Source organism: Thermophilibacter provencensis (assembly GCF_030372065.1).
GTDB lineage: Bacteria > Actinomycetota > Coriobacteriia > Coriobacteriales > Atopobiaceae > Thermophilibacter > Thermophilibacter provencensis_A.
This window is the reverse complement of record NZ_JAUDEA010000001.1, coordinates 247,463-262,500: the sequence shown is the minus strand read 5'-3', so window position 1 is coordinate 262,500 and position 15,038 is coordinate 247,463. Positions and strand designations below refer to the sequence as shown.

14 protein-coding genes and 1 pseudogene are annotated in these 15,038 nt (G+C 66.1%); 13 read left to right on the top strand and 2 right to left on the bottom strand.

The window, feature by feature from the left end; all coding sequences use genetic code 11:
• Positions 1-192 precede the first annotated feature (192 nt).
• The 6 genes and pseudogenes from QUW25_RS01245 (at position 193) to QUW25_RS01220 (ending at position 5,422) form a co-directional block, all read left to right on the top strand.
• The gene (locus tag QUW25_RS01245; RefSeq protein ID WP_289510417.1) at positions 193-477 is read left to right on the top strand and encodes a type II toxin-antitoxin system Phd/YefM family antitoxin; all 285 of its coding nucleotides are present in this window, start codon (positions 193-195) and stop codon (positions 475-477) included.
• Positions 461-763: a hypothetical protein gene (locus tag QUW25_RS01240; RefSeq protein WP_289510416.1), complete on the top strand. Its 303-nt coding sequence runs from the start codon at positions 461-463 to the stop codon at positions 761-763. The genes QUW25_RS01245 and QUW25_RS01240 overlap by 17 nt, the downstream gene beginning before the upstream one ends.
• Before the next feature lie 171 nt (positions 764-934).
• Positions 935-1,870: pseudogene (locus QUW25_RS01235) on the top strand (IS481 family transposase); the annotation flags it as partial.
• A 113-nt stretch (positions 1,871-1,983) separates the two neighbouring features.
• Positions 1,984-2,268 (top strand): hypothetical protein, encoded by a 285-nt coding sequence (locus QUW25_RS01230; protein ID WP_289510485.1) that lies wholly within the window; start codon positions 1,984-1,986, stop codon positions 2,266-2,268.
• Between the two features lie 532 nt (positions 2,269-2,800).
• A complete protein-coding gene (locus QUW25_RS01225) occupies positions 2,801-4,663 on the top strand; it encodes a hypothetical protein (RefSeq protein WP_289510415.1) in 1,863 nt (620 codons plus the stop codon).
• A gap of 9 nt (positions 4,664-4,672) precedes the next feature.
• Positions 4,673-5,422: an energy-coupled thiamine transporter ThiT gene (locus QUW25_RS01220; protein ID WP_289510414.1), complete on the top strand. Its 750-nt coding sequence runs from the start codon at positions 4,673-4,675 to the stop codon at positions 5,420-5,422.
• A 112-nt stretch (positions 5,423-5,534) separates the two neighbouring features.
• On the opposite strand, the gene QUW25_RS01215 is transcribed toward QUW25_RS01220, so the two are convergent.
• A complete protein-coding gene (locus QUW25_RS01215) occupies positions 5,535-6,137 on the bottom strand; it encodes a CBS domain-containing protein (protein WP_289510413.1) in 603 nt (200 codons plus the stop codon).
• A 385-nt stretch (positions 6,138-6,522) separates the two neighbouring features.
• Here QUW25_RS01215 and QUW25_RS01210 point away from each other — a divergent pair, with 385 nt between their 5' ends.
• A complete protein-coding gene (locus tag QUW25_RS01210; protein WP_289510412.1) occupies positions 6,523-8,136 on the top strand; it encodes a peptide chain release factor 3 in 1,614 nt (537 codons plus the stop codon).
• Positions 8,137-8,242: 106 nt separating this feature from the next.
• On the opposite strand, the gene QUW25_RS01205 is transcribed toward QUW25_RS01210, so the two are convergent.
• A complete protein-coding gene (locus QUW25_RS01205) occupies positions 8,243-8,629 on the bottom strand; it encodes a hypothetical protein (protein ID WP_289510411.1) in 387 nt (128 codons plus the stop codon).
• Positions 8,630-8,743: 114 nt separating this feature from the next.
• Here QUW25_RS01205 and QUW25_RS01200 point away from each other — a divergent pair, with 114 nt between their 5' ends.
• The 6 genes from QUW25_RS01200 (at position 8,744) to QUW25_RS01175 (ending at position 14,972) form a co-directional block, all read left to right on the top strand.
• The gene (locus tag QUW25_RS01200) at positions 8,744-9,235 is read left to right on the top strand and encodes a GyrI-like domain-containing protein (protein WP_289510410.1); all 492 of its coding nucleotides are present in this window, start codon (positions 8,744-8,746) and stop codon (positions 9,233-9,235) included.
• Positions 9,236-9,377: 142 nt separating this feature from the next.
• Positions 9,378-10,700 carry an ATP-binding protein gene (locus QUW25_RS01195; protein ID WP_289510409.1) on the top strand — a complete coding sequence of 441 codons (1,323 nt, stop codon included), beginning with the start codon at positions 9,378-9,380 and terminating at the stop codon, positions 10,698-10,700.
• 238 nt (positions 10,701-10,938) lie between these two features.
• The gene (locus QUW25_RS01190) at positions 10,939-11,970 is read left to right on the top strand and encodes a helix-turn-helix transcriptional regulator (RefSeq protein ID WP_289510408.1); all 1,032 of its coding nucleotides are present in this window, start codon (positions 10,939-10,941) and stop codon (positions 11,968-11,970) included.
• Between the two features lie 268 nt (positions 11,971-12,238).
• The gene (locus tag QUW25_RS01185) at positions 12,239-12,691 is read left to right on the top strand and encodes a DUF4430 domain-containing protein (protein ID WP_289510407.1); all 453 of its coding nucleotides are present in this window, start codon (positions 12,239-12,241) and stop codon (positions 12,689-12,691) included.
• A 14-nt stretch (positions 12,692-12,705) separates the two neighbouring features.
• Positions 12,706-13,590 (top strand): energy-coupling factor transporter transmembrane component T, encoded by an 885-nt coding sequence (locus QUW25_RS01180; RefSeq protein ID WP_289510406.1) that lies wholly within the window; start codon positions 12,706-12,708, stop codon positions 13,588-13,590.
• The gene (locus tag QUW25_RS01175) at positions 13,587-14,972 is read left to right on the top strand and encodes an ABC transporter ATP-binding protein (RefSeq protein WP_289510405.1); all 1,386 of its coding nucleotides are present in this window, start codon (positions 13,587-13,589) and stop codon (positions 14,970-14,972) included. The genes QUW25_RS01180 and QUW25_RS01175 overlap by 4 nt, the downstream gene beginning before the upstream one ends.
• The last annotated feature ends 66 nt before the right edge of the window (positions 14,973-15,038 follow it).

Genomic DNA, 15,038 nt, shown 5'->3' with positions numbered 1-15,038 from the left:
GAGCGTACCATCAAAGGTGGCAGACACGGCGCATCGCAAGGCCTCCCGGTGCTGTCAAATGTTCCTTACATGGCCCGTGAGCTGGCGATATGCGAAACGATGATACGAAGGGACAGTCCCTTCGTATCATCGCCGCGTTTGGTTGTGACCAACATGTTGGTTATACTTGTCGCAACGAAGGAGGCGAGCCCAATGACAACGTTGACCATCGACCTTGAGGGCGCTGCACGCATGGGCATCGCGGAGGCAAAGGCCCATCTCAGTAGCATCGTCGAGCGTGCCGAGAAGAACGGTGAGGCTGCGATTCTCGAGCGCTACGGCCGGCCGGCGGCGCTCGTCGTGCCCCTGCCGCGCGCGGAGGGCGTGGGGCGTCGGGCGCGCGGTCTTCTCGCCGAGTACGCGGACGAGGGGCTAATTGGCTTCGAGGAGGGCGCCTTTGCCCGGGCGATGGAGGCGAAATATGGAAGCCCTGCTTGATGCCAACGCCGTGCTGCGCTACCTGCTAGAGGACAACCAGGAGCAGGCAGAGGTTGCCGCCGAGGCGATAGCACGGGGTGCTGAGGTCACCGTGGAGGTGCTCGCGGAGTGTGCATACGTGCTCGCGGGCGTCTACCACGTGCCGAGGTCACGCATTGCGGAGAGCCTCGGCATCCTGCTTGACAAGGTCACGTGCCGACGCAAGAATGTGGCCGCGTCGGCGCTCGGGCTCTACAGCGGCGGCTCGTTCGACTTCGTCGATTGCGTGCTGGCCGCGGAGCGCTAGGAGCTGGGCCGCGACGTCGTGACGTTTGACAAGAGGCTCGTCTCGCTGCTGGGTAAGGTGGGGGACTAGCTGTTCAGTGCCAAGACGTTGTTTACGCCCCGAGGGTGACAAACAGGGAGGGCTCCCGCATGCTGTGGATTGCCTAGATCTGCAGCCGAGGGGAGCCCTCCCATGTCACAGCATCCTAACGCAAGGCTCACGCCCAGGGGGCGGGAGCTGCTCGCCTCCCGGGTCGCCGGGGGCGAGCGCGTGTCCGCCGTCGCCCGCCAGATGGGCGTGAGCAGGCAGACCGCGAGCAAGTGGCTCTCCCGCGCGCGGCGCGGCGAGCCGCTGTCCGACCGGCCGAGCAGGCCGCGCAGGCTCGCCAGGTCCACCCCTCCCGAGGTCGAGGAGGCGGTCTGCGAGGCGCGCTCGTCCATGCTCCTCCCCCCGCTCGCGCTCGCCGCCGTGACGGGCGTGCCGGCGGGGACGTGCGCGCGGATCGTCGCGAGGAGGGGGCTTCCGAGGCTCGCCGACGTCGACCGCGTCACGGGCGAGGCCCGTCGCCGCGGGCCCGTCACGCCCGTGCGCTACGAGCGCGAGAGGCCCGGCGAGCTCCTCCACGTGGACGTGAAGAAGGTCGCCCGCATCCCCGACGGCGGCGGGTGGAGGGCGCGCGGCGCCTCGGAGCTCGACCACGGCAGGGGCTCCGGCGGGCGGCGCGTGGCCTGCCTGCACGTCGCGGTCGACGACTTCTCCCGTGTGGCCTACGCCGAGCTCCTCCCCGACGAGCGCAGGGGCACCTGCTCGGCGTTCATGGCACGGTGCCTTGCCTTCTTCGCCGGCCTCGGGGTCGCGGTCGAGCGGGTCATGACGGACAACGGGCCGGGGTACCGCAGCCGCGAGCTCAACGCCCTGCTCGCCGCCGAGGGCGTACGCCACATATACACCAGGCCGTACAGCCCGTGGCAGAACGGCAAGGTCGAGCGCATGAACCAGGCGCTCGCGCAGGAGTGGCAGTACGGGCGGGCGTGGGACGGCGAGGCCGAGAGGGCGGACGCCCTCCCGGCCTACCTCGAGCACTACAATTGGAGCCGTCCGCACAGCGCGTGCGGGGGGCCTGCCGCCCCTGACGCGCATCGTCGGCGTAAACAACCTATTGGCACACAACAGTCTCCTACACGTACTTCCTCGTCTACGAGCTTCTCTCGCCCTTCATCGAGCTCTTCGGGCTCGCCACGATGGCGCTCGCCCTGGCGTTCGGCTTCATCAACGTGCCGTTCATGGTCATGTTCTTCCTCATCTACGCCCTGTTCGGCGCGACCATGTCGCTCACCGCGTTCATCTCCCGTGCCCAGACGCGCGACCTCACGCTCTCCGCGGCCGACGTGGCCCGGGCCGTGCTCCTCTCGGTCTTCGAGATCACCGTGCTGCGCTTCGTCCTCGACGTGACCCGCATGCGCGCGAGCCTCGTGCGCCGGGGCGCCCCGATGCACTGGGAGACCGTCACCCGCAAGAAGCTCTGACCCTGGGACACAGGGACGGAGGAGTTTGTCCCACCTGTGTCCCTGTGTCACATCGGGGCCTGCCCGTGCCTATGAGGGGGTACGCGTGCGACGGGGCGACGACCGACGTCTCGGAGGACGACTCCGAGGCCTCCTCGGCCCTTCTCGGGATTGCCCGAGGGCGCCATAGGCTTCCGCTCGGGAGGCAATCGAGCCGAGTCTCCCGTGGGGCAGATTCGAGAGCCCTCTGTGGCAGATGAGGCCTCCGTTGTGTGCGTCTGGGAGGGTGAATTGGGGAGGGACCCCGTACGCGTGACCGAATCCTGCGGCTTTAGTTGCGTGAAAGGGGCGCTAAATCCCTCCTGCCACACAATGGAGCCGTTATCTGACACACGCGGCTCTGTCTGACGCCTCGCGTCCCAGGGGCCCGTTCGGCTGACCACTGGGCAAGGCAAAGGGGCCCTTTAGGCAGGGCGCTTGCGGCGAGCGAGGCTGGCGCGCCGCCGGGCACCTATAATGTCCTCGTTGCCGCGCGGCCGACCGGGGGGGTGCCATGACGTATACCGTGCTCTATGGGGAGGACGTCGACGTCCCCTTCCTCGACCGCCTCGTGGCCGTGGACCACGCCTGCTACGAGCCCGCCTACTGGGGCGACCCCGCCAACACGGTCGCCCGCTACGAGCGGAACCGCCGCTCGTTCGTGTTCGTCGTCGACGACGAGAGCGGGCGTCTCGCCGGCTACGTCAACTTCTTCCCCTGCGAGCTGGGCCTCCACCAGGACAACGTCTCGCGCAGCCCCGTCATCCGTGACGACGACATCGCCCCCGACGAGGTCGCGCAGTACCGTACCGACGAGAACCACCTCTTCGTGCTCTCCATCGCCGTCCACCCCGTCTATCAGGACGGGGAGGTCATCCGGCTGCTCACCGACGGCTTCGTCGGCTACCTGCGGCGCCTGCGCGACGAGGGCCTGCCCGTCACGAGCGTCGTCGCCACCGCCGTCTCGGGCGACGGCACGAAGGTCCTGCGCAGCCTCCTGTTCCACGAGCTCCGTCACCTGGAGGACGGCAACACGGTCTTCGTCTGCGACGGCCCGCGGCTCGACCGCCTGCTCGCGGGAAGGGCCCACTTCGCGACCTACCGCAGCGACCTCTGGCTGCTGCTCCCGCTCGCCGAGCACGAGGCGAACCTGCGCGTCGACAACCTGCTCGAGGACCGTGCCAGAGGCGTCCCCGCCGAGCCCGCCACCGCCGACGACCGCGCGCTCGCCGAGCACGTCATCTCGGAGCTCGTCGAGTACCTCTCCTACGAGTGCAGCAACGAGGTGGTGCGCGACCTCGAGCTCGCCCACCTCGGGAGCTTCGACTTCCTCCACACCACCGACGACTACCCGGCGCGCGATGCCGGCGAGGAGATCGTCATGGGCACCGCGCGCGGGCACGCCGTCCTCGTCTGCCACCGCCGGACGCACATGTTCGTGCTCGCCGTGCTCCTTTCGGCGTATCCCTTCTCCATCACGCAGATGGAGGACCAGGTCTCCTACGACTACCTCAAGATACGCAGCCCGGAGGGCCCCGACCGCTTCGTCTCCCTCTACGACTACCTGCTCGAGACGTTCGGACTGCACCGCTGCGGGCGCGCGAAGTGCGCGCTGTTCCTCTCGGAGCGCCCGGACAACGACCGCGAGCTGCAGGACATGCTCGCCGCCGAGACGTACGACAACTACGGGCGCGAGTACCGCATCGACAGCACCGAGGTCCGCGCGATGAGCCTCGACAACCGCGCGCAGTTCGACGACTACGAGCTCTACCTCTCGAGCAGGGCCGTCGTCTACGTGGCGAAAAGCTTCCGCGACCTCCCCATGGACCGCGTGAGCGACTTCGCGAACTACCTCTTCATCGTGGTGCTCGTCCTTTTTCAGAACACCGCGCTCGAGAAGGTCAACACGCGCGTGACGAGGGTCCTCGAGGCGAACCACGACATCTCGCCGAAGGCCAAGCTCGCGATCGACCGGGAGTACGGCAGGACGGTGCGCTTCTGGGAGACGCAGAACTTCAAGTACCTCTCGTCCCAGATCGAGGCCACCTGCCTGCGCGAGGCGTTTCTCAACCAGGAGCTGCATGACGTCTACACCGAGCACCAGGAGTACCTCGAGCACCTCGTCTCGGTGAAGAGCGCCATCGTCGAGGGGCGCACGGGCATGGTCATCAACGTGGCCGCCGTCATCCTCGCGATCATCCAGCTGCAGCCCTTCTTCGCCGACCTCCTCCGGGACGTGTACGAGGGGCTCGGGATCGAGGCCACATACGCGGAGACCACCACGTACTGCGGCCTGTTCGGCGGGGTTGCCATTTACGTGCTCGTGGTTGTCATCAACCAGCGGCGTCGCCGGCACCAGCAGAGAAGCCGGATCTAGGGGGTGCGCATGGGAGGGCGAGGGTCCAAAGGGGGCGCGCGGGGCGACGGCCGCCGCGTCTATCGGCGTGAGCCGGGCGACTGGCTCTGGGCGAACCGCGCGTTCTGGACCGTCGCGCTTCTCGCCCTGTCCGCGCTGCTCTCGGCGTTTCGGTTCGTGACGCTTCCGCAGGGCGGCTCGGTCACGTTCCTGAGCCTGCTGCCGCTGTGGCTCGTCACGTACTTCTACGGCCCGCGCCATGGCTGCGTGGCCGGCGCGGTCTTCGGGTTCACCCGACTTGCGGTCATCTTCGGCGTGGGCGAGTGGGTGAACTTCTCGCCGGGCGCCATCGTGCTCGAGTACCCGGTCGCGTGCGGGGCCGTGGCGGTGGGAGGCCTGCTCCTGCGCGGGTTCGGGCCGAGGCGCGGCCGCGAGTGCGGTTGCGGGCGCGGGGCGGGGCGTGGAAGCGGCGCCCGTGACGAGGGCGAGGAAGACGATGACGTTAGGGGCGACGTGCTCGTCCTTCGTGTGGGCTACCTCGTCGGCGTGCTCGCGATGGGGGTGTGCTACGTCGTCTCGGCGCTGCTCTTCTACCCGCCCGAGGCCGAGGGCCTGCTTCCCAACCTCCTCGCGTGCGTCGCGTACGACATGAGCTACCTCCTCATCGAGGCGGTGCTCACCGAGCTGCTCCTGTTGCTGCCGCCCATGCTTGACGCCATACTCTACCTGCGCTTTGTTGCCACCACCGAGAAGGGCGACCCCACCCTCCGCTCGTTCTGACTCGCGAGCGGCAGGCGTGTGACAGAGGGGACGGAGGCTTTTGTCACACCGGAGGCGTGTGACAAAAGCCTCCGTCCCCTCTGTCACACGCCCCCGTCCTACGGGTTCGGCATCACATTCCGGCTTGGTCGAGGAAGCGCCGCACGAGGTAGGTCGTGATCGCCGAGCGGGAGGCGATTCCCACCACCTGGCCGTCGGAGACCACGGGGATCTTCTTCACGCCCGACTCGCTAAGGAGCCGGCAGATGTCCTCGAACGAGGTGCTGACCGGGATGGTGACGGGGTGGTCGGACCCCACGTCGAGGGCCAGCTGGTCCATGATTGACGTCAGCCTCGCCTCGAACTTCGAGCCGCTCTCGCGGAGGCAGTCCAACAGGAGTGCGGGCGCCCCGACCGCCGGCACGTTGTGCCCCACGGCCCTCAGGTAGCGCATGACGTCCCCGTCGCTCAGGTAGCCCACGACGGCGCCCTCGGGGGAGACGATGGGCGCTCCGCTGATCTTCCTCTCTGCGAAGTACGCGAGGGCCTCGCGGACGGTCGCGTTTGCAGGCAGCATGAAGACGTCGCGCTCCATGTACTTGGCGAGGGACGCCTCGTCGGCGGGCGCCTCGTCGGCAAGGGCGCACTGACGCTGGTAGTAGCCCTCGGTGTAGGCGACGTAGATGACGCCGCGGTGGGCGACACCGGGCCCCACAGAGCCATGTCGTGCTGTCAAATGTCCCTTACATGGTTGCTGATCTGCGTATATGCACTGCAACGCATTGAACGCCGAATTGGCTCAGCGTCGTGCCGTGAGCTGGGTTTGCGACTGATTTTGGAATGACCTGCCTTCAAAACCGACTTCTGAATAGATTTCTGGAGCGAGAAAGCTCTGCGTGGCTCGTTGGCGAAAGAAGCCCCAGTTGAGATTCGTCTCATGGAGCCCCTTTGGGATATGCCGCGTAGAAAACTATTCAGAAGTCGGTCTAGAAGGCAGAAGTCCCTCTAGTTACTGCGTCGAACTTCGTTGACTGCGCGCTTTTGGGCAAGGCAGTGGGCTAGCTACCACGTGCGCATCCGCTACAATAGCTGGGCTCAAACGTCTGCAACGGAGGAAACGCATGCCAAGCCTTGAGGAGGAGATCTCTTCTCGCCGCACCTTTGCCATCATCTCGCACCCGGACGCGGGCAAGACCACGCTCACGGAGAAGCTGCTGCTCTACACCGGCACCATCCAGAGCGCGGGCTCGGTCAAGGGCAAGGCCAGTGCCAAGCACGCGGTCTCCGACTGGATGGACATCGAGAAGGCGCGCGGCATCTCCGTCACGTCCTCCGTGCTGCAGTTCACCTACGAGGGCCACTGTGTGAACATCCTGGACACCCCCGGCCACCAGGACTTCTCCGAGGACACCTACCGCACGCTCATGGCCGCCGACTCCGCCGTCATGGTGATTGACGGCGCCAAGGGCGTGGAGGCCCAGACCGTCAAGCTCTTCAAGGTGTGCGCGCTGCGCGGCATCCCCATCTTCACCTTTGTGAACAAGCTCGACCACGAGACGCGCGACCCCTTTGAGCTCATGGAGGAGATCGAGAACGTCCTGGGCATCGGGACGTACCCGATGAACTGGCCCATCGGCAACGGGCGTACGTTCCGCGGCGTCTTTGACCGCGCGAGCCGCCACGTGCTCGCCTTTGAGGGCGACGGTCGTGCCAACGCCACCAAGCGCGTGGCCGAGGTGGAGGCGGAGCTCGGCGACGCCGCGCTCGACGAGCTCATTGGCGAGGAGAACCACCGCACCCTCATGGACGACATCGAGCTCCTTGACGGTGCGGACCACGAGTTTGACCTCGAGGCCGTGCGCACGGGCAAGCTCACGCCGGTCTTCTTTGGCTCGGCGCTCACCAACTTCGGCGTGGAGCCGTTCCTGCGCGACTTTCTGCGTCTTTCGCCGGCGCCCGGCCCGCACACGGACTCCCTCACGGGCGACCCCGTGGAGGCAACGGACCCGGACTTCTCGGGCTTTGTCTTCAAGATCCAGGCCAACATGGACAAGAACCACCGCGACCGCATTGCCTTCCTGCGCATCTGCTCGGGCAAGTTCGTGCGTGGCATGGACGCCTTCCACGTGCAGGGTGACCGCAAGATCAAGCTGGCCACGGGCACGGCGATGATGGCGGACGACCGCGCCACGGTGGACGAGGCGTGCGCCGGCGACATCGTGGGCCTCTTCGATCCCGGGATCTTCTCGATCGGCGACACGCTCTGCAAGGTGGGCCGTCGCGTGCAGTTTGCGGGCATCCCCACCTTTGCGCCGGAGCACTTCGCGCGCATCGAGCAGGTGGACACCCTCAAGCGCAAGCAGTTCGTGAAGGGCATGGAGGAGCTCGCCCAGGAGGGCGCCATCCAGATCTTCCGCGAGTACGGCGCCGGCATGGAGCGCGTCATCGTGGGTGTGGTGGGCACGCTGCAGTTTGAGGTGCTCGAGCAGCGCCTCAAGAGCGAGTACCACGTTGAGGTGTACCGCTCGCCGCTGCCGTACAACCTCATCCGCTGGATTGACGAGAAGGACGGCGAGGTCGACATGCGCAGCCTCAACCTCACGCGCGAGACCCTGCGCGTGGAGGACATGCGCGGCGGCAAGCTGCTCCTCTTTACGAGCCCGTGGAACCTCAACTGGGCCGAGGAGCACAACCCCGACCTGCATCTCTCCGAGTTTGGCAACGTCACGTTCTAGCTGCAATGGGGCCGGGCTGCTGACAAAGGTGACAGGGTAGATTGTCACCATGGTTCATGGTGACAATCTACCCTGTCACCTTTGTCAGCAGCCCGCCCCCTTTGGATCATTTTGCGGTGGCGCAGCCGACGGCGAGGCCGATCGCGGCGGGGATGAGGCCGTACATGAAGACGGCCAGGTCGGCTGCCGCGATGTTGGTGAGGCCAAGGACGTTGGAGAGGCTGAACGTCGCCACGGTGTGGAGCACGTAGAGGACGGCGATCGCAATCAGCGCGGCAAGGCGCCACCATCCGAGGTCGGCTACGCGGCCAATGAGAAACGCCGAGACGATTCCGGCGATGGGCAGGGCAATGTAGAGCGCCAGAATCACGTAGCCCATGATGCCGCCGCCCCCGAGCTCGCCCGTTGCGAGGGACCCCCAGTACAGGACAAGGCAGGCAAGCCAGACCACACCGTAGATGATGGCGGGCTTGATGAGGCGTCTCTTCTCCATGGGGCACCTCCTGGGTCGCGTTGATGCTATTAGTCTACCCAGGAGAAAAAAAAGTAATCTCCTCTCTGATGATGAATAGGGACTGTCCCTTTTCATTCAAGGAAAGGCCATCTCATGGAGTATCGAATCGTCGAGAAGGGAGAGTTTCGCCTTGCTGGTGTCGCGGCGCGCGTGCCGATGCAGTTCGAGGGTGAGAACCCTGCGATCGCGGAGCTTGCGCGCAGCATCACGGAGGCGCAGCGCGCCGAGATGCACCGCCTGATGGACACGGAGCCGCGTCGCGTGGTGAACGCCTCTTGGAACTCGGACACCAACTTCCAGGAGGAAGCGGGCGAGCTTACACACCTCATCGGCGTGCCCACCATAGCGCGCTCGGCGGGGGAGGGCCTCGCGCTCGTTGAGGTGCCGGCGCTCACCTGGGCGGTCTTTCCCAATGACGGACCCCATCCGGAGACCATGCAGCAGACGACTGCCCGCATCTATGCCGAGTGGCTCGCCGAGGCGCCCTACGAGCTTGACGGCTTCCGCATGTTCTCGTTCAGCGACGTTCGCGACGACGGCACCGCCTACAGCGAGATCTGGGTGCCCGTGCGCCGCAAGGTGTGAGATCGTGCCGGCACCGAAGTAGGAGCTTCTTTACCAAGAGTGATATGTGTCCTAAACTCAGGTCACTATTTAATAAATCTGTCCTGAAATCGGGATAGATTGCTATACTAGCATCAAAGGGCTGGCAAGGGTAGGGGATGCCATGGCGCGGCGTGAAGTCATACGTGAAGCAGTAGCCGAGGGTCTAACGAGGCCGATTCCCCCCGTGGTCCCGCGTGACGTTGCCATCCCGCACCTTGCCGAGCGCGCCTCGGTCATCAAGGGCGTTCGTCGCAGCGGGAAGACATTTAGGATGTTCCAGCGCATGGGGGAACTCGTCCTGGAGGGTGTTCCTCGCGATCACATGCTCTTCGTTGACTTCGAGGACGACCGTCTCGACGGCGTTTCCGACAACGTGATAGGTGACGTGGTCGAGGAGTTCCTTCGCGTGCTTGGGACTGCACTGCCAGAAAAGCTCTATCTGTTCTTTGACGAGGTGCAAAACGTCGAGGGGTGGGGCAGGCCCCTGAGGCGCCTCACGCAGGACCCACGCTTTGAGATATGCGTGAGTGGCTCATCGGCAAAGATGCTTTCGGAGGACGTGGCGACCGAGTTCAGGGGGAGGGGAATCTCCGCCGAGTTGCAGCCCTTCTCGCTTAGGGAGTTCTTGCGCTTTCGGGCGCGCGAGCCCAAGGGAATTGTCTCGCCCGACGAGGCGCGCGAGCTTTCGCTCCTCTTCGAACAGTATCTGCGAATTGGTGGCTTTCCCGAGGTTCAGGATGCGGACGCCGCTACACGCATAACGGCCCTTCAGGACATCGTCTGGGCCATCGCGGCTCGCGACCTTGCCGAGCGGCACGGGCTTCCCATGCTGGGAACAAGAAAGTTCGTCCAGAGGGCTCTTCGCCTCTCAGGGCGAGAGTTCTCCGTTCGCAAAACCTATAACGACCTCCACAGTGCTCAGATTCCGCTGTCAAAGGCCGATGCCTTCTCGCTGCCTGAGCACTGCGAAGATGCCTATCTGTTCTTTCTCGTATCCCGATTTGGCGCGGACCTCACCGAGGCCGTCCGAGGAAAGAGGAAGCTCTACGCGATTGACCCGGGGTTGCAGTTTGCCTTTGGCCCGGCCTCCTCTGCTGACGAGGGGCAGCGGCTTGAAGACGCCGTCTACCTGGAGCTTAGAAGACGCTGTCTGGGAGACCGGAGGACCGGCATCGGGTTCTATCGCACAAAAGAGGGCTTTGAGGTCGACTTTGCCGTGGGAGACGTCGAGGAGCGGTCGGTGTCGGAGCTGTATCAGGTGTCCGCGCATGCCGAGGAGACGACCACGTTTACGCGCGAGGTCCGGGCTCTGAGCGCCGCTCTTGACGAGACGGGGCTTTCCGAGGGAACACTGCTGGTCATGTCTGCGCGAGACGTGCCCGAGCCTGAGGATGCCCGTATTCAGGTACAGGACGCATGGCGCTGGACGCTTCAGTTGGACTAGCGTGATGTAATGATACAAAGGGACAGTCCCCTCGTATCATTTGGGAGCGAGAAGCATGCGTGGCCGAGAAGGTCATGGGGCAGATAGGCTCTTTTACCTGCGGAGCGCAACCGGTAGGCGCCTTCTGGTTGCCGCGAGATCGACCAAATTGCGCACCGCCGGTTGGTAGTATTGCGCCGTGCGCGCCCGTAGACTAAGGGTGCCGGAAGACAGCGCACACCCCGAAGAAGGGCAGACCATGAGCTTTCGAGACAACCTCCAGCACCTGCGCGCAGAGCGCAACATGACCCAGGAGCAGCTGGCCATGCTGCTCGGCGTCTCCCGACAGAGCGTCACGAAGTGGGAGGCGATGAAGAGCCAGCCAGAGATGGACAAGCTTCTCAAGATGTGCGAGATCTTCGACTGCACGCTCGACGAGCTCGTGTGCGGCGACCTCACCGGCCGCGCCGTGCCCGCGACGGCCGCCGCCATCCCCGCCGGCCCGCCCACCGACGTCTGTGGCTATGACGAGCACCAGCGCATGATGGCGCTCAAGGTGCCCACCGGTGTGGCCCTCATCCTCCTGGGCATCGCGCTCGGCCTGCTCCTTGAGGGCGCCGTCGAGCTGGCATCCTGGAACGGGCGCGACGGCCTCTTCGTGATCATCGTGCTCGTGGGCATCCTCGCGGGTCTCGCGCTGCTCGTTCCCGCGGGCATGGAGCACACCGCGTTTCAGAAGGCGCACCCCTACGTGGAGGACTTCTACACCGACGAGGACCGCGCCGCAGCGCGCAAGCAGTTCTCGGCGGCGCTCATCGCTGGCCTCGCGCTCATCTTCGCGGGCATTGGCTGCCTGCTCATGCTCGAGAAGACCGCGGAGAACTGGGCGCTCTTCCTTCTCATGCTGTTCATCGCCCTGGGCGTGTGGTGGATCGTGCGCGGTGGCATGCTGCTCGGTCGCGTCAACGTCGAGGAGTACAACAAGTCCGTTGCCGAGGACCTCGAGGTGGAGGACATCGTGTCCGCAGAGCTCGACGAGGCCCGGCGCGAGGCCCTTCTCGCCCAGAAGAGGCACGGCAAGAAGCTCGGGGCGGTGTGCGGCGTCATCATGATCTTTGCTACCATCGTGGGCCTTGCGCTGCTCTTTGCGCCCGTGCTCTCGGCACCCGACATGGACTCCTGGACCCCGGAGGGCACCTCTGCCATGTGGTTCTGGGTTGCCTGGCCGGTGGGCGGCATGATCTGCGGCGTCGTGACCCTTCTCTGGGAGGCGTTTGGCCGGGAGGATTAGCGAGCCCTCTCGCTCGTGCGGCTTGCGGGCCGGCCGCGCCGCACCGAGCGGGGACGCAAGGCTTCGCCGAATCTTGGGCGGCATGCTACACTGTGGCTCCATACGAATAGAGGGCACGGTTCGAAGAGCTGCTACGCCTAGTAGAAAAAAGGATTCCGGTTTGACTCCGGATCAGCACACGGCTGTGTCAAGGGTGGCAACCGAGCGGGTTGCCTGTCCTGCCTTGCCCTCCCGACGCCCAGGACCCTGGGAGAGAGCGAGGCATTATATGTCCCATGAGAACCTGTCGAGAAGGACCCTCCTTGCGCGGATCGCGGGGGGCTTTGCCGCGTGCGCGCTGGCGCTGGCGGTTGCCGCGTGCGGCGGCGCCCCGGCGGCCGATCAGGGCACCGCGACGCAGGACGAGCCCCAGATCGCCGTCACCGTTGAGATTGACGCGACGGCAGGCGAGGGCGAGCTCACGACCCACAATGTGGAGCTCGTCGAGGGCGCCACGGCCTACGACGCGCTCGTCGCCGCGGCCGATGACGTCAACGCGTCCGACTCCGACTACGGCATGTACGTTGCCGGCATCAACGGCCTTGCCGCCGGTGACTTTGGCGACATGAGCGGCTGGATGTTCGAGGTCAACGACGAGATGGCCGAGGTCGGCTGCTCCGAGTACCAGCTTGCCGACGGCGACGTTGTGACCTGGATCTACGTGACCGAGTTTACCGAGTAGCCGGCGAGAAGAACGTGGCGCCCGCGCGTTTCATACCCTTTGGCACCTGTCACGCGGCCGTCCCCGCGACGCTCTTTGCGGGGGTGGTCGCGCTCTCGATGCTGGCGGTGCACCCGGTCTTCGTGGGCATCTCGCTCGCGGGCGCGCTGGCCTTCTCCCTCGCGGTGCGGGGCGCTGCCGCCACGGCGCGCGGCCTCGTCTGGCAGCTGCCGCTGCTCGCGCTCGTGTGCCTGCTCAACCCGCTCTTCTCGGCGTCTGGTTCCACGCTCCTCTTTAAGCTGGGGACGCGTAGCGTCTACCTGGAGAGCCTTGCCTATGGTGCCACGATGGGCGCGCTCATGGTGGCGGTGGTGCTGTGGTTTGAGGGTGCCGCGGCGGTGCTCGCGCAGGACCGGCTGCTCGCCCTTGCGGGTGGGCGCGCGCGGGCGTTGCCGCTGGTGACGAGCATGGCCCTTCAGCTCGTGCCGCAGCTGCTCGGTCGCGCCCGAACGGCGCGTTCGACGCTTGCCGCCTGTACGGCGGCGGGTCCGCGCCCCCGCCTGCGCGACGAGCTCGTGCGCACGTCAACGATGCTGCTCACGTGGTCGCTCGAGGACTCCGTCGAACGCGCGGACGCCATGCGCGCCCGTGGCTGGGAGTCCGGCGTGCCGCGGACCCAGTATCGGCCGGAGCGCCTCCGCGGGTGCGACACGGCGGCACTCGCGGGCATCGCCGCGCTGCTCGTCCTATGCGCGACGTGCGCGTGGGCGGCCTGCTCGAGCTGGCGCTTCTATCCCACGATGAGGGGCCTTGCCCCCTGGTGGCTCTACCTGCCCTTTGCCCTTCTCGCCGCCCTGCCGGTGATGACAATGGTGACAGGCACTTTTGTCACCATCTGCCACGAGGGGGGATGCCGATGAGCGCGCTCGAGCTTGATCGCGTGAGCTTTGCGTATGCCGGAGCCGACGCACCGGTTTTGCGTGAGGTGTCCCTTGTGGTTCCGGAGGGTGCGTTTGCCCTGTTCGCCGGCGCCACGGGATCGGGAAAGTCGACTCTGTTGCGCCTTGCCAAGCCGGAGATCTCTCCCGCGGGTGCCCTGGAGGGCGGCGTGCGTGTCTTTGGCGAGGACGTTCGGGCGTTTGACCCGCAGGCATCTGCGCACGCCGTGGGCTACGTCTTCCAGAACCCGGATGCGCAGGTGGTGTGCGACACCGTTTGGCACGAGATGGCGTTTGGCCTGGAAAACCTGGGCGTTCCGGAGCCCGAGATGCGCCGGCGCGTGGCAGAGACGTGCAACTTCCTGGGCATTGAGCCGTGGTTTCGCGCGCGGACGGCCGAGCTCTCCGGCGGCCAGCGCCAGATTCTTGCACTAGCGTCCGCGCTCGTCATGCGCCCGCGCCTGCTCCTGCTCGACGAGCCCACGAGCATGCTCGACCCTCTTGCCGAGAAGAACTTCCTCGCGCTGCTCTTCCGGGCAAACCGCGAGCTCAACATCACCGTTGTGGTGGCCACGCACACCCCGGAGACGATGGCGGACTACGCCACCTGCGCCTTTGAGCTGGCAGACGGCTCGGTGCGGCCCGTTGACCCGCCGCGCGCGCCCGAGATGCTGACAAAGGTGCCTGTCACCTTTGTCAGCACCGGCGGGGGAGGTGCGGGGATGCGCGACGTCTGGCTGCGCTACGACCGTGACGCCCGCTGGGTGCTGCGCGGCCTGGGCCTGGAGCTTTCCGGGGGAGAGGTGCGCGCGCTCGTGGGGTCAAACGGCTGCGGCAAGTCCACGCTGCTCTCCGTGCTCGCCGGGGTGCTGCGCCCGCAGCGTGGCAGGGTTCGCAACGCCCTCGCCGCCTCTCAGGCGCTGTTGCCCCAGAGCCCCAAGGCCCTTCTCGCGCACGAGACGGTGCGCGCGGAGCTCATGGAGTGGTCGCGCGCTGGCGGATACGGCGAGGCCGAGGTCGCGGCGGCACTCGAGCGTCTGGGCCTTGCCGATGCGGCCGAGCGCCATCCCCACGACCTCTCCGGCGGCCAGCAGCAGCTTCTTGCCCTGGAGAAGCTCCTGCTCGTGCGGCCGCGGCTGCTCCTGCTCGACGAGCCCACCAAGGGGCTCGACCGCTCGGCTCGTGAGCGGGTTGCGCGGCGCGTTGCCGAGGCGCGCTCCGACGGCGCAACGGTGCTTCTCGCCACGCATGACCTGGAATTTGTCCGCGCCGTTGCGGACAACGTGTCGCTCATGTTTGATGGCGCCATTACCGTGACCGAGCCCACCGACGAGTTCTTCTCCAACTCCTGGCTCTACTCGTAGGCCGTGACGACAGAGGTGGCGGGGCTGACGGGAGTGATGACAAAGGTGACAGGGTAGATTGTCACC